This is a genomic window from Bradyrhizobium sp. 1200_D9_N1_1, assembly GCF_052075915.1.
In the GTDB taxonomy this organism is placed as follows: Bacteria; Pseudomonadota; Alphaproteobacteria; order Rhizobiales; family Xanthobacteraceae; genus Bradyrhizobium; species Bradyrhizobium diazoefficiens.
The window spans coordinates 7,725,690-7,743,480 of sequence record NZ_CP197226.1 but is presented as its reverse complement, the minus strand read 5'-3'; the positions used below and the strand labels follow the sequence as shown (position 1 = coordinate 7,743,480).

Here is a 17,791-nt window from a genome sequence, read left to right as displayed (position 1 = left end):
CGATGGGACGGTTTGAAGGCAAAGTGGCCGTGGTGACCGGCGCCGGCGCCGGCATCGGCAAGGCATGCGCCCTCGCCATCGCGCGCGAGGGCGGCAGAGTGGTGGTGGCCGACATTGATGGCTCGGCGGCTATCGCCTGCACCGCGCAGATCGCGGCCGAAGCGGGCCACGCGCTCGCCCTGGCGATCGACATCGCCGATGCGCAGGCGGTGGCAGCGCTGTTCGAGACGGCGGAGCGGCACTTCGGCGGGGTCGACCTGCTGGTGAACAACGCGAGCGCGATGCATCTGACCCCGCGCGACCGCGCGATCCTCGAGCTGGAGCTAGCGGTCTGGGATCAGACCATGGCGACCAATCTGCGTGGCACGCTGCTCTGCTGCCGGCAGGCCATCCCCCGGATGATCGCCCGCGGCGGTGGCGCGATCGTCAACATGTCGTCGTGCCAGGGGCTCAGTGGTGACACCGCACTGACATCCTACGCCGCGTCGAAGGCGGCGATGAACATGCTGTCGTCCTCACTTGCCACCCAGTACGGTCATGCGCAGATCCGCTGCAATGCGGTTGCGCCGGGTCTCATCATGACCGAGCGACTCCTCGCCAAGCTGGACGCGTGCATGCAAACCCATCTGCGCCGTCACCAGCTCCTGCCGCGCGTCGGCCGCCCCGAGGACGTGGCCGCGCTGGTGGCGTTCCTGCTCTCCGACGATGCTGCGTTCATCACTGGCCAGGTCGTGTGCATCGACGGCGGCATGCTGGCGCATGTGCCGACATACGCCGACGGTGGCAACAGCCGCGCCGCGCGGCCTGCCGGCGAGACCGCAGAAGCGGACGCGGCGCCGCGCTGCTGATGGACATGCTGCTCAACCCGCTGAACCGTCGGCATCGGCTGCGGCACGACATCCCGGTCGTGCCCGGCGCTTTTCCCTTGGTCGGGCATCTTCCCGCCGTCGTCTGCGACCTGCCGCGCCTGCTGCGGCGTGCGGAACGGACGCTGGGCAGCCACTTCTGGCTAGATTTCGGCCCTGCCGGACACCTGATGACCAGTCTGGATCCGGATGCTCTCGCACTGCTCCGGCACAAGGACGTGTCCTCGGGGCTGATCGAAGACATCGCGCCCGAATTGTTTGGCGGAACGTTGGTCGCCCAGGACGGCATCGCGCACCGGCAGGCGCGCGATGCGATCCAGGCGGCGCTTCTGCCCAAGGGGCTGACCCTGGCCGGCATCGGCGAGCTGTTCGCGCCCGTCATCCGGGCGCGCGTGCAGAGGTGGCGGGAACGGGGCGACGTCACCATCCTGCGCGAAACCGGCGATCTAATGCTCAAGCTCATCTTCAGTCTCATGGGAATCCCCGCGCAGGACCTGCCGGGATGGCATCGCAAGTACCGGCAACTGCTGCAGTTGATCGTCGCGCCCCCGGTCGACCTGCCTGGACTGCCCTTGCGGCGGGGCCGCGCGGCCCGCGACTGGATCGATGCGCGGTTGCGCGAGTTCGTCCGCGCCGCGCGCGAACATGCCTCGCGCACCGGGTTGATCAACGACATGGTGAGCGCCTTCGATCGCAGCGACGATGCGCTTTCCGATGACGTCCTGGTCGCCAATATTCGCTTGCTGCTGCTTGGTGGTCACGACACCACCGCCTCGACGATGGCCTGGATGGTGATCGAGCTAGCGCGGCAGCCTGGGCTGTGGGACGCCCTGGTCGAGGAGGCGCAACGCGTAGGCGCGGTGCCGACTCGGCACGCGGACCTGGCGCAGTGTCCGGTCGCTGAGGCGCTGTTCCGCGAGACGCTGCGCGTGCATCCGGCGACGCCGCTCCTAGTGCGTCGCGCACTGCGTGAATTGCGAATCGGCCAACAGCGCATTCCTACGGGCACCGATCTGTGCATCCCGCTGCTGCATTTCTCGACCTCGGCGCTGCTGCACGAGGCGCCTGATCAGTTTCGGCTGGCGCGGTGGCTTCAACGCACCGAGCCGATCCGGCCGGTGGACATGCTGCAGTTCGGTACCGGCCCACACTTCTGCATGGGCTACCACCTGGTATGGCTGGAACTGGTGCAGTTCTGTATCGCCTTGGCGCTGACCATGCACGAGGCCGGGGTGCGGCCGCGGTTGCTGAGCGGCGTCGAAAAAGGCCGGCGCTATTACCCGACCGCACATCCGTCCATGACTATCCGCATCGGATTCTCATGAGCTGGCATCGCATGCCCCGTGTGGTGAGGCAGCGGCGCCGGCGACGCGCGGCATTGCTGCACTCGGCGCGCGCGCTCGGTGCGAGGCCGGCAACACCGCGGCGGCTCGCCGCTCGCCGTGGCCGTCTCCTGGCAGGTACAAGGACATGAACAACATGCAGACTGGTTCCACGCCACACGACGACCGAGCTGGCGTTTCCGCGAACGGCATATTGGGCGCGCAGGCGCGCGGCGCATCCGGCAGGCTGCTGCCCGAGATCTGGATGCAGGACGGCGCAAAGCGGGTCGAAGAGGCGCTGGCGCGTCTTCTCTGCGCCGAAGACGACGGTGAGACCGAGCTGATGGCGGCGATGCGCTACGCCACCTTGCATGGCGGCAAGCGCACCCGCGCCTTGCTCTGTTTGGCTGCCGGCGCACTGGCCGACACGCCGGCGCACATGCTCGATGACGTCGGTGCCGCCATCGAGATGATGCACGCCTGTACGTTGGTCCACGACGATCTGCCCGCGATGGACGACGACGTGCTTCGCCGCGGCCTTCCGACCGTGCACGTCAAGTTCGGCGAAGCCACCGCGATCCTGGTCGGCGATGCGCTGCAGGCGCACGCCTTCCTGACCCTGGCGAGCCTGAATGCGCCGGGCGACAGCCCTATCGCGCTCGTGCGCGAACTGGCGCAGGCGGTGTCCGCCGAGGGGGCCGCAGGCGGGCAGGCCATAGATCTGTCGCTGGTTGGAAAGCACGTCGAGCTGGACAGGATCGTGGCGATGCACCGGATGAAGAGCGGAGCGCTAGTGCGCGCGTCCGTTCGCATGGGCGCGCTATGCGCTGTCGGCGTGAATGCCGCGCACGCTGCACTTTACTGTGCGCTGGATCACTACAGCGCCTGTTTCGGCCTGGCGTTACAGGTGATCGACGACATTCTCGACGTGACAGCGGATACCGCGGCGCTGGGCAAGACCCCCGGCAAGGACGCGGCGGCGCAGAAGCCGACCTGCGCGTCGATCATGGGACTGCAGGAAGCACGCCAGTTCGCGCTGGATCTGTTGCGCGATGCCGGCGAGGCCATCGCGCCGCTGGGGCCGCGTGCGGAACGGTTGGCGCAACTCATACAGCGGGCCAACGCGTATCTGTTCAAACACGCGCCACGCGCATGAGCGCGCCCGTCCGCATCGAGTCGCCCCTGTGCCGCTGCGATCGGCCGGCGGCAGAGTGCATCCTGCACTGTGTCCGAGTCCGCGGCGCCGATCGCAGCGGTTGCCCGCCGCGGCGCACGTTTCTGCAAACGGAACATCCCGCGTGAACGCGCTGTCCGAACATATCCTTTCCGAATTGCGCCGCCTGCTGAGCGAAATGAGCGATGGCGGCAGCGTCGGTCCGTCCGTCTACGACACGGCGCAGGCGCTGCGCTTCCACGGCAACGTCACCGGTCGGCAGGACGCATACGCGTGGCTCATCGCGCAGCAACAGGCCGACGGCGGATGGGGAAGCGCGGACTTCCCGCTGTTCCGCCATGCGCCCACGTGGGCGGCGTTACTGGCATTGCAGCGTGCCGATCCTCTTCCCGGAGCTGCGGACGCAGTCCAGACTGCAACGAGGTTCCTCCAGCGCCAGCCCGATCCCTACGCACATGCGGTGCCAGAAGACGCGCCGATCGGCGCGGAGCTGATCCTGCCGCAGTTTTGCGGTGAGGCCGCATCCTTGCTGGGTGGCGTAGCGTTTCCGCGCCATCCTGCGCTGTTGCCATTGCGGCAAGCGTGCCTGGTCAAGCTGGGGGCGGTGGCGATGTTGCCGAGCGGCCATCCGTTGCTACACTCCTGGGAAGCCTGGGGGACGTCGCCGACCACCGCATGCCCGGATGACGACGGCAGCATCGGCATCAGTCCGGCGGCCACCGCCGCGTGGCGTGCCCAGGCCGTGACACGGGGGAGCACGCCGCAGGTCGGGCGCGCCGATGCGTATCTGCAGATGGCATCGCGGGCGACGCGCAGCGGCATCGAAGGTGTCTTTCCCAACGTCTGGCCGATCAATGTGTTCGAGCCATGCTGGTCGCTGTACACCCTGCATCTGGCCGGGCTTTTCGCGCATCCCGCGCTCGCGGAGGCGGTTCGCGTGATCGTCGCGCAGCTCGACGCCCGTCTGGGCGTGCACGGTCTGGGCCCGGCCTTGCACTTCGCGGCTGATGCGGACGACACCGCCGTTGCGTTGTGCGTCCTGCACCTTGCAGGCCGTGACCCGGCGGTCGATGCGTTGCGCCATTTCGAAATCGGCGAGCTGTTCGTCACCTTCCCCGGCGAACGCAATGCCTCGGTGTCGACCAACATTCATGCCCTGCATGCGTTGCGACTGTTGGGAAAGCCCGCCGCGGGCGCCAGCGCGTACGTCGAGGCCAATCGCAACCCGCACGGTCTATGGGACAACGAAAAATGGCACGTTTCGTGGCTGTATCCCACCGCGCATGCGGTCGCTGCGCTGGCGCAAGGCAAGCCCCAGTGGCGAGATGAGCGCGCGCTGGCGGCGCTGCTGCAGGCGCAGCGCGACGACGGTGGCTGGGGCGCGGGTCGCGGGTCCACGTTCGAGGAAACCGCCTATGCGCTGTTTGCGTTGCACGTGATGGATGGGAGCGAAGAGGCGACAGGGCGCCGGCGCATCGCGCAGGTGGTGGCGCGTGCGCTGGAGTGGATGCTCGCCCGCCATGCGGCGCATGGATTGCCGCAGACGCCGCTGTGGATCGGCAAGGAACTGTATTGCCCCACTCGGGTCGTGCGCGTGGCCGAACTCGCCGGGTTGTGGCTGGCGCTTCGTTGGGGGCGGCGCGTCCTGGCCGAGGGGGCAGGAGCGGCGCCATGATCCAGACTGAACGCGCGGTGCAGCAGGTGCTGGAGTGGGGACGTTCCCTGACCGGATTCGCCGACGAGCATGCCGTGGAAGCGGTCAGGGGCGGCCAGTACATCCTGCAGCGCATCCACCCGAGCCTGCGCGGCACCAGCGCCCGCACCGGTCGCGATCCGCAGGACGAAACGCTGATAGTGACGTTCTATCGCGAACTGGCGCTGCTGTTCTGGCTCGACGATTGCAACGACCTTGGCCTGATCTCGCCGGAACAGCTCGCCGCGGTGGAGCAAGCGCTGGGGCAGGGCGTGCCGTGCGCGCTCCCCGGATTCGAGGGTTGCGCTGTGCTGCGCGCTTCGCTGGCCACGCTCGCCTACGATCGTCGCGATTATGCTCAGCTTCTCGACGATACCCGGTGCTACTCCGCGGCGCTGCGCGCCGGACACGCGCAGGCGGTAGCGGCGGAACGCTGGTCCTACGCTGAGTACCTGCACAACGGCATCGATTCGATCGCCTACGCGAACGTGTTCTGTTGCCTGTCCTTGCTGTGGGGGCTGGATATGGCGACCTTGCGCGCGCGTCCGGCGTTTCGCCAGGTCCTGCGGCTCATCTCCGCGATAGGGCGTCTGCAGAACGATCTGCATGGATGCGACAAGGACAGGTCGGCCGGCGAGGCCGACAACGCGGTGATCTTGCTGCTGCAGCGCTATCCAGCTATGCCTGTGGTGGAGTTCCTCAACGACGAGCTGGCCGGCCATACGCGCATGCTGCACCGGGTGATGGCGGAAGAACGCTTTCCCGCGCCGTGGGGACCATTGATCGAGGCCATGGCGGCCATCCGCGTGCAGTACTACCGGACCTCGACCAGCCGCTACCGCAGCGACGCTGTGAGGGGAGGCCAGCGCGCGCCGGCCTGAACGCGCAGGAGGCGGCGGCGTGCGCGCGCTGCCGTCGGCCCGATCCGACGCAACGCCGCCGCCCGATGGAGCGAGCATGAGCGACACCGCCCTGAGACTGCACGTCCACGACCAGTTCGCCAACGGCCGGCGCTTCCGCATTCTCAACATCGTCGACGACGTCACTAAGGAATACCTGGGCGCCATTCCGGAGACGTCAATCCGGGGCGGCGGGTGGCCCGCGAACTGAAGGAAATCGTTGAGCGACGCGGCAAGCCAGGAATGATCGCGTCCGACCATGGCACCGAGTTCACCTGCAACGCCATGCTGGCCTGGAGCAAGGACACGGTCATCGACTGGCACTTCATCGCGCCGGGAAAGCCGATGCAGAACGGCTTCATCGAGAGATTCATGTATAGACGGCCGCGCGGATGCAAGGGATTTCAGCAGCAATTTGGATATCGGTCGGGTGCGTTCATGTATACGGCCTATCATTGCGACCGATAGCATGGCCGCTCGCCCTGATGGAGATCGCGGATCGAGGCCTCATCAACGGGTCGCGCTTGTTGCGCTTAAAACTCTTCTGTCAATCGGCCCTTTAATTGCGGATTATTGTCAACTCTCTTTTTTTGAAGCCATTCGGCAAGACGGTAGCGCTCGACCTCCCCGTCGGCCCGATTCGGCGCGCGCCAATTGTGCACACAATCGGCGAGAAATGGGGGAGCGTGCTACGACCTGTTCACAGCCCTTTCTGTCGCGGGCCATGTCGCGCCGAGCAGCCGGGAGTTGTTGGCAATCGCTGGAATTATCGGGTAATTTTGCGCAACAGGCGCAACACGATGTCGACGAACAAATGCGGACTAAGTTATTGAAATAATTGGTGATCCCAGCAGAACAAGCACATCAGCCGGTATCAATGGCTTAGATTGGCAAACCGCCCGTTCGGGCAAGATTGATCCGCAAGCGCTTTTTCGCGCACTGGCAATCAAAAGCCGCCGGATGGTGGGCCAAAAATGCGAAGGGCCGCCTCGGCTAAGGCAGCCCCAGATCGCAATCAAAAGTCCAGTAGCCTGGAATTTAGCACCCAGTCTCCCGAGCCGCAATCCGGAACCGCCATGCAAGCTGCCTTCGCCGCTGCCCTGGCGCGGAAGATGGTGCGGCCGTGAGTGCAATTCTCGACAAGGACCGGACCCGGCGAAAGCTCCATCTGTTAACGCGCGCAAATGGCGATCTACGCCTTACCGATCAAGACTTCCGGGTGCTTTGGTATATCGCCGATGCGATCGATCACGAGACCGATCTAGCCCGCCGCAAGCAGGCCACCATCGCTAAAGATCTTGGGAAGAAGGGCGTCCGCGGCGTGCAGTTGAGCCTCGGACGGTTAGCCGAGTTCGGCTACCTCAAGTTCGAGGTCAAGGAAGGCGGGACCTACGTCAATGCCTATCGCCTTCTTCTCGAAGAGGCGAATGTGGGTTCGCCTTCTTCTGACCAGAAGGCGAACAATGGTGAGCCTTTGGATGACCAGAAGGCGAACGTCGGTGCGCTTTCTGCCGGTGCAGTCCCCAAAAAGGCGAACGAGCGTGACGAAAAAGGCGAACCGTCATTCGTACATGATCCCTTATCTGTCCCTGAAGTAGCTGCAGCCGCGCGCAATGACTACGAATTCTATGCGGCGGGGGCGATGCATTGCACTAACTAACCCCCATGCGGCTCGTAGTACGCCCGCATCGCCTTCAGATGCTCTGCCTGCTGGCGGGAGTAGTGCCGGATCGAACGAAGCTCGCCCACCAGTAGGCCTACTATCAACCAGAAGGCAGTAGCCACTAGTGCCCCGAGCGCGACTTCAGAGACGCCTTTATGCTTCATCGTCGTGCTCAAGATAGCCCTCGATAAGGCGATCCAGGTCAATCTTTCTAATCGACGCCGCGATCAATCGGTCCACCTTCATATCTATTGGGGCTTTCCACAGAACTCAATCAGATAATTGATTAGAGCTCCCCCAACTCCTGCGGTCTGAAGGTTAGGACGGGTCGAAGCAAATGCGCGAACATTGTCTGCGAGCTGGACGTTTGTCATTTTGCTCTTCGAAATGCAATTGATAATGCGTGCCTGCCTTGGCATCTTGCTCGTCAGAGGCAACGCTAATCAGCGCGTCGTAGAAACCGGCCATGTAGGCAGCGCGGATCTGCGCAGGTAACGACTCCCATCGGAAGTAAGTGAAGTAAACGGCATTCGCAGGCGCGGTGATCACAAGCGGAGCCGCTACCAATATGATTCTAATCAAATCTGCCTCGTGATGCCGTGGATTAACAACTGATCGCCGTTGCGTCGCCCCGACTCGGGCGAAGATCATCCGCCCAGCAGACGTGCGCCTCAGTTTTCGCGGGGGTGGATCGGATAGTTGGGTCAAGCTCCGGTGCAGCACTCGTTCACAAACTCTGAGGCTAGCCCACCGTTACGGCATCCGCAGCAAGCAGGTCATCGATCAGCTCGGCAAAGCCCTCTCGTACAAGAAAGCGCCGGCTAAATGCCAGGCGCTGATGGTAGGGAATTAGATATCGATCGAAGCGGTCAGATTGAAGTTGGCGTGCCTCGCGCGCCAGCTCGTCCGTTTCAGGTAGGCCTTGTTCCTTGATTGCGACCAGGAGGTCCTTAAGGTCGGCCGCAGATGTTTTTTCGACAAAGACGGCAAAGTTTTCGATCGAAGCCTTTGCGCCCTCTCGACGTAAAGCCAGCACCATTGTCTGAGCGAGGCGTGCACCTGACCAAGGAAATACAATGACGTCCTGACCGTATTGCAGAAAGCGGTGCCTATCGAGATGGTATCCGCCTCGTCGACCCGCTCGTTGGAGAAGAATCGATAGGCGGCCTTCGTGTTGGCCCAATCCTGACAAACCAACGGGATGCTTTGACCCATGTCGCTCCCGATTTGTGCGAGCAATTTGCAGAACCGGCGACCAAGCCGCTCATCCTTAAACTCGCATCCCGCAACTTCCCGATCAACCCACGTCTCGATACCGGTCGTCAATCGCTGAGCACGCGCCACCGCGCGTTCCTTCACCAAGCCCATCGAGCACCCCGCACTTCCGAATCAGGTGCTCAACAACGAATCACAACAGATTCTACTGATTCAAGATTTCGGCCGCGGCCCCCCGCTCAAATCCGACGTCAAATGTGGGTAATTGAAAGATCTCTTTGCCGCTTACAATGCGCGCGCGGCCAAGCCGAGAATCTGATCAAGCTGCATATGACGCAGCTCGCCTCCGACCGCACCAGCTGCCGTTCGGCGCTCGCCAACCAGGTCCGTCTCGCGCTCCATACGGCCGCTTATTGGCTGATGCTGACCGTGCGCGAGGCGATTCCCAAAGTCCGGGAATTGGCCGCTGCCGAGTTCGCGACGCTGCGTCTTCGTCTCTTGAAAATCGCTGCCCGTGTGGTCGAGACCACGAGCCGCATTCGCCTTGCGTTTGCCGCGGCATGTCCCGAGCCGACCTGATCCGCCGTTTGCCAGGCGCGCTGCTGCCGCTCGGTCCTTGACCGGCGGGGCGTCCGCCCCCCGTTCACCCACCCCATCCCTCAAGCGCGTTGCAAAGTACGGGTCGTCAGGCGGTGAAAAGCCGAAGGCAATCCTGTGCGCCTCGCCAGACAAGATGTGCGGCCGCATCAATCGGGCCCAAAAGCCGCCCTCTGACGAATAGGCCGGGCTAGCAGTTGACGGTGCTCAGACCGTGTAGCGGCACACGGTATATGCATGTATATGCATGTATATGCATGTATATGTAAAGAAATGCGACAGATGCGTTAATAGAATTGCAGAATCCTACATGTCGAACGCGATGCTCAAATCCAGCTGCGCCACCCCGAATTTACCGCCCCCCAACGCCTTTCCCGAAGACCCCGGGTCGCTGGCTGCCAAAGAGGTCGCGCGACTGAGCATTCTTGACGGCATGCGGGGAATTGCTGCCATCTGTGTCGCCGTTTTACATTTTTATGAACCCTTTCAGTTCGGTCCTCAGAACCGGATTCCTCACGGTTATCTCGCTGTAGATTTTTTCTTTTGCTTGTCAGGGTATGTAATGGCATTTGCCTACGACCCTTCTCGCGTAGAATTGTCACCCACAGAACTTATTAAAAGGCGTCTGATACGACTGCATCCGCTCGTCGTAATTGGCTCCTTGTTGGGCTTCGTTGTGGTTGTAATCGGACGATTCTATGCGCCTATGGCTGCTGCGTTATTCAATTTTAGTGTCACGGAGTTTTTTATTCTCCTCACCTGCAGCGTACTTCTGTTGCCGCACTTATTTGTCCACGATCCCAGCTTTCCTATTTTTCCTTTTGTCGCTCCCGCCTGGTCATTGCTTTGCGAGTATGTGGCGAGCCTAACGTTTGCTCTTTGTCTGCGCCAACTATCGCTTCGATGGTTGCTAGCGATGCTCGCCTTCGCCGCGGTTGCAACGGCATACACGTGCTACGATTTCGGAAGCCTAAACGGCGGTTTCGACCGCAGAACCTTCTGGATTGGCTTTGTACGGGTAGGTTTTTCATTTATCGCGGGCGTTGTTGCTTGCCGTATTGGCAGGCAACCGCTGTTGCCAGGGGCAGCATATTACCTTCCGCTTATCATGCTTGCGACCTTTTTTTGGCCCTTCCTTTGGAAGCCCTACGATTTCCTGATCGTCACAATCGTATATCCGCTCCTTGTTTGGCTGGGCGCTAATGCAATCGGGAGTCCGTCGATCAACCGTTTTAGCGAGTTTATCGGAGATCTTTCATATCCGCTTTATATGACCCACTACGTTCCACTCATGCTATTGTTCGGCGGAACTTCGGCAGGTTGGGTTGCGCAGATCCATGCAGCGCTAGCGGTACCAAGCATGACTCTAGTTGCAATCGCTTTTAGCTTTCTTGTTAAGCGATATATCGACGAACCGATCCGTGCCACTTTGCGTCACAGATCATTTGAGCACCTCAAAGGCTAATGCAGGCACTGCCGCAGGTATGCACGGATGTGCTTATCCTGTTCTGCTCTCAGAAGCGCTTTCGCCCCCTCTGGCCTTCCAGCTTCAGGGTAATTAGCTAGGTATGAGATGTGGGTAATTGAAAGAGCTAACTCAGGCAGACCACATGTTTCCCATTCACAATATCTTCCCGAAAGAGATGGCGATAATCGGTAAGCGGCGTGTCTCCCGCACCTTGTTGCTGTTGAGCAGACCGGCAATATGCGTTCCGTCTTGAAGAGGACGGTTTGCATATATGATCGAGCGTGTTGTCGACGCATCGGAGCTACGGGTTCGGCGGCGCTGGGGTGGCGAGGTCAAGGGACGGATCGTCGCGGAATCCTTTGTTCCCGGCGCGGTCGTCTCGGACGTCGCGCGGCGCCACGGTCTATCGCCGCAGCATTTGTCGACCTGGCGCAAGGCGGTGCGCGACGGGTTGTTGACGTTGTCGGAACACACGGAGCCGGTGGCGACGAGGCCGGCTGGAGCGGTCGCGATCCAGGAAGCGAGTTCATCAAGCGGCGAGGCTTTTAGCTTGCTCGGCGCTCCACGCCCAGGGCATGAGTTCGTCCAGACGCGAGGCCGGCCAGAGGTTGACGAGTCTGGTGAGGACGTCGGTCAGATAGGCCTGCGGCTCCACGCCGCAGAGCTTGCAGGTCTCAATCAGCGAAGCGATGCAGGCCCAGTTCTCCGCGCCCTCATCATGCCCCGCGAACAGTGCGTTCTTGCGGTTGAGGATAAGAGGACGGATGCTTCGCTCGACAATATTTGTGTCGAGCTCGATGCGGCCGTCGTCAAGGAAGCGCATCAGGCCAACCCAGTGGTTCAAGGCGTAACGGATGTGCTCGGCGATTGTCGCTTTGCCCGAGACGCGGGTGAGTTGCTGCTCGAACCAGGCCTTGAGCGCCAGCACCAGCGGCTTGCTGCGCTCCTGGCGGATGGCACGACGCTCATCGGCGCTGCGGCCCCTGATCGTCTTCTCGATCGCATAGAGAGCGGCAATACGCTCGAGCGCTTCGCTCGCGATCGGGGCAGGACCGTCCTGGACAACGTCGAAGAAGCGCCGCCGCAGATGAGCCCAGCAGAAGGCGAGCGTGATCGCCGCGTCAGGCGCGGTGTCGGCAATGGTCTTGTAGACGGTGTAGCCGTCGCATTGCACGATGCCGCGATAACCGTCGAGCAGCTTGAGCGCGTGGACGGCGCCGCGACCAGGCGCATAAGTGTAGGCCACTGCCGGCGGATCGGCCCCGCCCCACGGCCGATCGTCGCGCGCGATCGCCCAGAAGAAGCCTTTCTTGGTGCGGCCGCGGCCGGGATCGAGCACAGGCGCTGTGGTCTCGTCCACCGCGATCTTGTTCGCGGTCAAAATGATCTCGCGCAGCCTGAGCCAGAGCGGACGAAGCTCTGCGCCTGCATAGCCCACCCAGAACGCCAAAACCGAGCGCTTGATGTCGATACCCTGCGCCAGCAGCATCTGAGCCTGCCGATACAGCGGCAGGTGCCAGGCAAATTTGGCGACCAGAACATGGGCGACCATCGCCTCGGTCGGCAAGCCGCCCTTGATCAGCCGCTCTGGTGCCGGCGCCTGAACCACGCCATCCGTGCAGGCCCGACAGGCATATTTGGGACGATGGGTGACGATCACGCGGAACTGCGCCGGGACGACGTCGAGCCGCCGTGAGGTCTCCTCACCGATCACATGCAGAGGCGTGCGGCAGCACGGACAGTTGGTATCCTCCGGGGCAATCGTGACGTCGATATGCGGCAGATGGGCCGGAAGCGCACCACGGCTGGCGCGGCGCCGTTCAGCACGCTGGCGTGCGCCTGCCGTGTCCTTCCTGTCCTGGACCGCTTCATCGCCGGCAATGGCCTGCTCGATGTCCTCGATCGCCAGTTGCAACTGCTCAGGGTCGAGCTTCTCCGAGCGGCGACCGAACTGCGCGCGTTGCAGCTGGCGCAAGAGATGCTGAAGGCGATCCATTTGCGACAGCGCCTGATCGCGTTCGATGATCGCCGCGTCGCACTTTGCGATCGCCGCGTCGCGCTCCGCGCGTGCCGCCGCAACCAGCGCCTGCAGCGCCTCGATATCGGTCGGAAGTTGATCCGTGGTCTCGCTCACGCCCGGTACTCAAGCTGATTCGCGGGCCCTTGTGGAAGACTGCAGCCGACATGATTCAATTGGTCACAGGGTTCACGACGTTGCGCTCGGCTGACCAATGTCGCGGGCATGCAGGCGCGACCAATCCAGGCCGTCCATCAGCGCGGCGAGCTGTGAGGCAGACAAACGCATCACGCCATCGCTGATCGGCGGCCAGCGGAACGCGCTATGCTCCAGCCGCTTCCACAGCAGCACGAGCCCGGACCCGTCCCAGGCAAAAATCTTCAAACGGTCCGCTCGCTTTGAACGGAAGACGAAAATCGTTCCCGCGAACGGATCATGGTGGAGTTGCTCGCGCACCAGCGCGGCGAGACCATCGGCACCTTTACGAAAGTCGACCGGCCGCGTCGCGACCATGATCTTCACGCCCGCCGAAGCCGCGATCATGTCGTCGCCCTCACGGCCCGCAGCACATCGCGCAGCCAGGTCGGATCGACCCCCGCCGCTGCGCGAACTACCGCATCGCCAATCTCGATGCTGATCGTTATCCCGTTCCGCGTTGCCGCTTCCACGCACATCCCAGCGGGGCGAAGCTCCGACACCACCGGAACGAAGAGCGGTGCATCCTCCGCCGGCAAGCTCAGCAGACCGGCACGCGCGGCCTTGCGCCAAGCAAACAGGTGTTGCGGTGAGAGGTCGTGCCGGCGCGCCACCTCGGACACAACTGTGCCCGGCGCATATGACTCCGCCACGATCCGCCCCTTGACCACGGCGCTCCACCGCCGCCGACGCCCCGCTCCGACCTGGATATCCACCCGGCCCCGTGGCTCTGAAGCGTCAACTATATGGTCAACCATATATGCGAACCTTACTGTATATGACGGCTCGCATGTTGCCGATCAGCTCACGCCAAACAAGGTGTGGGAGACACACCGCTTACGATAATCGGCCGCACCCTGCTGAATTACGGCGAGCTTGAACTCGACCTGATGAATTGCATCCAGGTCGTCCGCCAATACGACATGAACTCCATCTTGAAGGCGTTTCAGGATTCGGGGAGAGAAGAGCCGCATTCAGATCGCGGACGCTCTGGGCCGCGTACCCGAGCAGACACACATGCGACCTAGACGGGACGTCAGCGTCTCAGTCGCATTCCCGCGAGCGCTCCGGCAAAAAGTACATTCAACTGGTGCCCGTGCAAATGCAGCCTACGCAGCGATCTTGTCTTCCTTGTCTGCGCCGCGCATGACGATCCTCAGGGCGTCGTTGGGCAGCGGGCGCTGCAGCGCCTTTGCCTCATCCCAGGGAGTGTGCATCCAGATGTCGCGCTCCTCCTCGGTGGTCAGGATCACGGGCATTGCTTTCGGATGGATCGGCTCGACGACCGCATTGGGTGACGTCGTCAGGAAGCCGTAGACAAGGTGGGGCCGGGGATCGGCTTCGACTTGGTGCCGCGGTCGCCTCTGAACTCGGTCCAGATGCCGCCGAAGCAGAACAGCGGCCGGCTCTCCTCGAGCGCGAACCAAACCACATCTTTCTTCTTCGTCTCGGGATTTGGCGGTACTGTCCAGAATCTTTCGCACTTTTGATCAGGCGACGGCTCCGGTTTCAGAGAGTTGTGGCTGATAGAGCGGTCGCATGTTCATGTAGCATTTGGTCGACCACGCCGTTCCGGCAATGTGCCGCAGCCGGGCCGCCGCCAAATTGAGACAGGATTGACCGTCGGGGAAGGCGCCGACGACACGGGTTCGTCGCCGGATCTCCTTCATGATGCGCTCGAGCGGATTGTTCGTTCGAATCTTCCGCCAATGGATGTCAGGAAAGGCATAGTAGGCGAGCGTCTCGTGAACCGCCTGCTCGACGAGATCAGCAGCTTTGGCCATACGGCTTGCCCGCAGATCCGCGATGACGGTCCTGGCTTTCTCGTCGGCCGCGGCGCGGCTCTCCTGGGCATGAATGGCCTTGAGCATGTGGCTCACCTCGTGGACCCGGGTCGACGGCACGTGGCTGAAGACATTGCGATAAAAATGCACCATGCAGCGTTGATAGCGGGCCTCCGGCAGATAATCCGCAACGCTTTCGACAAGACCTCGGCACGCATCCGAAACCACCAACTGCACGCCCTTGAGACCGCGATCGACGAGGTGCCGCAGAAACGATGACCAGCCGGATTTGTCCTCCTTGGCGCCTTCACAGATGCCGAGGATCTCCCGGAACCCCTCGGCATTGACCGCCGAGGCCACCAGCAGCGACACGTTGCGAACCTCACCAGCCCAGCTGCGCTTCATCACGATGCCGTCGAGGTAGAGATACGGATGCTCGCCTTCGATCCTGCGATTCCGCCACGCCTCGATCTTGGCATAGATCTTCTTGTTCAGGTTCGACACTGTGCTCGGGCTGACCCGGGTGCCCCACAGCGCCTCGGTGATGTCTTCGACCCGCCGAACCGAAATCCCGGCCAGATACATCTCGATCAGCGCCTCCTCGACCGAGCTCTCCCGCCTCCGGTAGCGCTCGATAATCGCCGTCTCGAAGGTTTGCCGACGTAGCTTCGGAACCTTCAGATTGACGTCGCCCGCCTTGGTCTGCAGCGTTCGCTCGTAGCTGCCTGCCCGCGTGTCCTGCCGGGCCGGGCTGCGCTCATACCGCCCAGCACCGCACAGCTGGTCCGCTTCGGCCTCCAGCATCGCGTTCAGTGTCTCCTCCACTGTCCCGCGGACCATCTCGCCCAGGTGATCTCGAATCCGGGCCTCATCAATTTGGATCACCTGACCCATGGCATTCCCATCGTTCATTCAAAGCTCCTTCATTCTAGAAGAAGCCGTCAATCCTGAAAGTGCGAAAGACTCTGTACGTTACCGAATGCAAAGCAGTTTTGAGATGGCGTGCAATCTTTTGACAAACATTTACGGGGCAATGCAATGAGTTCGAAAAACATCAGAATTTCATCGACATCGGTGACCAGACAGGAATGGCGTGCTGTCGACGCAGTCGTTAACACCAAGGGCAGAGATGCAACATCGTTTCATGCCGAACCGAGTGCCGCAGTAGTTACCGAACGCAGATTAGCAAGTCTGGGGCCTTCACAAAAATTACCGTCTCAATCGAGCCGGCCAATGTGTCGACGCGACAAGCGATCCGCCGGCTGAATGATGAACTGGAGGGGCGAGTCTCACCTTCGGATACGTTCGCATCCAAAACTGCATCCTGATCCGCGCTCATGCTTGGCCCATGCACTTTGCATATGAGACAACGGCGTTCTCGAGCACGGAGTTGATGCAAGGGGACGTTCTGCGAAGGACGCTAGAGCTGGATGCTCTACTGGAGGCAGTTCATCCTCATTTTTTCCACCATCCGAAGAACTTATTCTTCATCGTGCTAACGCAAAGTTGCAACCTAGTACCTCGCGGGCCAGCGGGCGGATGCAAGGCACCGTACATTGCCATTGCACCGGTGCGCAGTCTCGAATTGGTCGTAGAACGACAGGTCGGTCAATTCCAGGCTCCTGCTGTGAAATCCGATCTCCCTATCGTTGGACTTCGGGCGAGAAATAAGATCTCGGAGTTTATGGGCCGGCTTTTGAATTACAACGAGCCTGGCTATTTCTTTCTGGATTCCGAGGGCACAGATCTCAGGTAGACTGCATAGCGTTTCTCAAACTTTCCATCGCTGTGAAGGCCGATCTCCACCTAGCAACCTGCGTTGCGGCGAAGATCTTGCAATTGACAGACACGTTTCAGGCAAAACTTGGTTGGCTAGTTGGCCAAATGTATTCGCCCGTCGGAACGCAGGATATGGATGCTGACAAAGCGACAAAAAATTGCGGACTCTCAGAAGAGCGTTGCTCTGTGGTTCGATGACTCAAAAATCAAAGCGGTTGAATCAAGGTTCGCCGAACTCCGTCAGTTGGATCCCAATAAGAGTATGTCAGAGGCTGAAATTGCGGCGATGATCCGCGCCGTCCCATCCGTCCGAAAAGAGGTGATGACCCGAGCGACGGAAATCATCAAAGATACGCTTGGCGAGAACCAACAGGGAGCGGCTCGACGCTTAAGTTCAAGATTAGCGAGCGACGCTGCGCTAAAGAAGCTTTTGCGGTAGATGTCACATGTCGCGGTGACGTGACAGTCGAGCGAGCAACCAGTAGCTGGATTTCGCCGCGCAGGGCATGATCACGATCACGGATTGGTCACCTCACGCTTCGTTCGGCTCCTAGGACGCAAAGCGTCTGTGGACCCATCACGACTACTGACTTCGTAAAGTCACATAGGCGACCGACCTAGAATACTGAACCTTGTGCGCTGGTGCTGATGGCGATGACATCGCCACGGCGGCAGATCTTCGCGACGGCGGCGATGTCGCCGTCCGAAGCTCCACCCTGAAAGAGTATTTGCGCAGAAGATCGACAATAGGCCGACGGCTCAGGAGCGGCTTTGGGCGCGGCCGGAGCAGGCGCCTGACCATAAGCCGAACCCACGAGGGCCATGCAAAGCGCCGCAGGCCAATGTCTCAGCATGATCTCCGTACCTACTTCTTCGTGCCGTAGGGGCTTTGGTTCGTCGGAGCCAGTGAGATTCCTTCCTCAGATGCTTTGTTGTAGATCGCGTTTTCGGTTCGGCCCAACTTCAGGCCGATCACTCGCGTCGGTGTGTTGCCCTTCACAAGTTGTTTGAGTTGGCTCACTTCGCCTGACGTCGACTGCTTGCCGCTATTCCGGGTCGACTTCGCCATTGCGCGCTTCCTCTTATTGGTGGGTGCCGTAACGGTTCCCGGTGTTTGAA

At 61.6% G+C, this 17,791-nt stretch carries 15 protein-coding genes and 5 pseudogenes; 11 read left to right on the top strand and 9 right to left on the bottom strand.

The window, feature by feature from the left end; all coding sequences use genetic code 11:
- Positions 1-2: 2 nt before the first annotated feature.
- From AB5K84_RS36805 to AB5K84_RS36775, 7 genes and pseudogenes are all read left to right on the top strand, one after another.
- Positions 3-848, top strand: a complete 846-nt coding sequence (locus AB5K84_RS36805; protein ID WP_011084940.1) for an SDR family oxidoreductase — start codon at positions 3-5, stop codon at positions 846-848.
- Positions 848-2,191, top strand: coding sequence for a cytochrome P450 (locus tag AB5K84_RS36800; RefSeq protein WP_011084941.1), 1,344 nt, complete (start codon positions 848-850; stop codon positions 2,189-2,191). The genes AB5K84_RS36805 and AB5K84_RS36800 overlap by 1 nt, the downstream gene beginning before the upstream one ends.
- 154 nt (positions 2,192-2,345) lie before the next feature.
- A complete protein-coding gene (locus tag AB5K84_RS36795) occupies positions 2,346-3,344 on the top strand; it encodes a polyprenyl synthetase family protein (RefSeq protein ID WP_028144010.1) in 999 nt (332 codons plus the stop codon).
- 142 nt (positions 3,345-3,486) lie between these two features.
- On the top strand, positions 3,487-5,037 hold the full coding sequence (locus AB5K84_RS36790) for a hypothetical protein (protein ID WP_026312707.1): 1,551 nt from the start codon (positions 3,487-3,489) through the stop codon (positions 5,035-5,037).
- Complete coding sequence (locus tag AB5K84_RS36785; protein ID WP_011084944.1) at positions 5,034-5,936, top strand: terpene synthase family protein; 903 nt, start codon at positions 5,034-5,036, stop codon at positions 5,934-5,936. The genes AB5K84_RS36790 and AB5K84_RS36785 overlap by 4 nt, the downstream gene beginning before the upstream one ends.
- Positions 5,937-6,039: 103 nt before the next feature.
- Positions 6,040-6,326 (top strand): annotated as a pseudogene (locus AB5K84_RS36780) (DDE-type integrase/transposase/recombinase); the annotation flags it as partial.
- A gap of 751 nt (positions 6,327-7,077) precedes the next feature.
- Complete coding sequence (locus tag AB5K84_RS36775; RefSeq protein ID WP_014497725.1) at positions 7,078-7,614, top strand: helix-turn-helix domain-containing protein; 537 nt, start codon at positions 7,078-7,080, stop codon at positions 7,612-7,614.
- Positions 7,615-8,359: 745 nt separating this feature from the next.
- On the opposite strand, the gene AB5K84_RS36770 is transcribed toward AB5K84_RS36775, so the two are convergent.
- Positions 8,360-8,656, bottom strand: a complete 297-nt coding sequence (locus AB5K84_RS36770) for a hypothetical protein (protein WP_014497723.1) — start codon at positions 8,654-8,656, stop codon at positions 8,360-8,362.
- Between the two features lie 107 nt (positions 8,657-8,763).
- Positions 8,764-8,985: pseudogene (locus tag AB5K84_RS36765) on the bottom strand (IS4/Tn5 family transposase DNA-binding protein); the annotation flags it as partial.
- A 132-nt stretch (positions 8,986-9,117) separates the two neighbouring features.
- On the opposite strand from AB5K84_RS36765, the pseudogene AB5K84_RS36760 reads away from it, so the two are divergent.
- From AB5K84_RS36760 to AB5K84_RS36750, 3 genes and pseudogenes are all read left to right on the top strand, one after another.
- A pseudogene (locus AB5K84_RS36760) lies at positions 9,118-9,452 on the top strand (transposase); the annotation flags it as partial.
- A 287-nt stretch (positions 9,453-9,739) separates the two neighbouring features.
- On the top strand, positions 9,740-10,894 hold the full coding sequence (locus AB5K84_RS36755; protein ID WP_223153693.1) for an acyltransferase family protein: 1,155 nt from the start codon (positions 9,740-9,742) through the stop codon (positions 10,892-10,894).
- Positions 10,895-11,168: 274 nt separating this feature from the next.
- Positions 11,169-11,309, top strand: a pseudogene (locus AB5K84_RS36750) (transposase); the annotation flags it as partial.
- A gap of 117 nt (positions 11,310-11,426) precedes the next feature.
- Here the strand turns inward: AB5K84_RS36750 and AB5K84_RS36745 are convergent.
- The 5 genes and pseudogenes from AB5K84_RS36745 to AB5K84_RS36725 all read right to left on the bottom strand — a co-directional run bounded on the left by AB5K84_RS36745 (position 11,427) and on the right by AB5K84_RS36725 (position 15,787).
- Positions 11,427-13,031, bottom strand: a complete 1,605-nt coding sequence (locus tag AB5K84_RS36745; RefSeq protein ID WP_011084592.1) for an IS66-like element ISBj7 family transposase — start codon at positions 13,029-13,031, stop codon at positions 11,427-11,429.
- 72 nt (positions 13,032-13,103) lie between these two features.
- Positions 13,104-13,457 carry an IS66 family insertion sequence element accessory protein TnpB gene (tnpB, locus tag AB5K84_RS36740; protein ID WP_011084591.1) on the bottom strand — a complete coding sequence of 118 codons (354 nt, stop codon included), beginning with the start codon at positions 13,455-13,457 and terminating at the stop codon, positions 13,104-13,106.
- On the bottom strand, positions 13,454-13,762 hold the full coding sequence (locus AB5K84_RS36735) for a transposase (protein WP_158516560.1): 309 nt from the start codon (positions 13,760-13,762) through the stop codon (positions 13,454-13,456). Before AB5K84_RS36735 ends, tnpB begins: the two co-directional genes overlap by 4 nt.
- A gap of 456 nt (positions 13,763-14,218) precedes the next feature.
- Positions 14,219-14,568: pseudogene (locus AB5K84_RS36730) on the bottom strand (SOS response-associated peptidase family protein); the annotation flags it as partial.
- A 31-nt stretch (positions 14,569-14,599) separates the two neighbouring features.
- The gene (locus AB5K84_RS36725) at positions 14,600-15,787 is read right to left on the bottom strand and encodes an IS256 family transposase (protein ID WP_178372834.1); all 1,188 of its coding nucleotides are present in this window, start codon (positions 15,785-15,787) and stop codon (positions 14,600-14,602) included.
- A 1,021-nt stretch (positions 15,788-16,808) separates the two neighbouring features.
- Between AB5K84_RS36725 and AB5K84_RS36720 the strand changes: the two genes are divergently transcribed.
- Positions 16,809-17,111 carry a hypothetical protein gene (locus tag AB5K84_RS36720; RefSeq protein WP_014497718.1) on the top strand — a complete coding sequence of 101 codons (303 nt, stop codon included), beginning with the start codon at positions 16,809-16,811 and terminating at the stop codon, positions 17,109-17,111.
- 178 nt (positions 17,112-17,289) lie between these two features.
- Here AB5K84_RS36720 and AB5K84_RS36715 read toward each other — a convergent pair whose 3' ends face one another.
- Together AB5K84_RS36715 and AB5K84_RS36710 are read right to left on the bottom strand one after the other, a co-directional pair.
- Entirely contained in the window at positions 17,290-17,496 is a 207-nt protein-coding gene (locus AB5K84_RS36715) for a hypothetical protein (protein ID WP_158516561.1), read from the bottom strand.
- Positions 17,497-17,537: 41 nt separating this feature from the next.
- Positions 17,538-17,741 (bottom strand): hypothetical protein, encoded by a 204-nt coding sequence (locus AB5K84_RS36710; RefSeq protein WP_014497717.1) that lies wholly within the window; start codon positions 17,739-17,741, stop codon positions 17,538-17,540.
- Between the last annotated feature and the right edge of the window lie 50 nt (positions 17,742-17,791).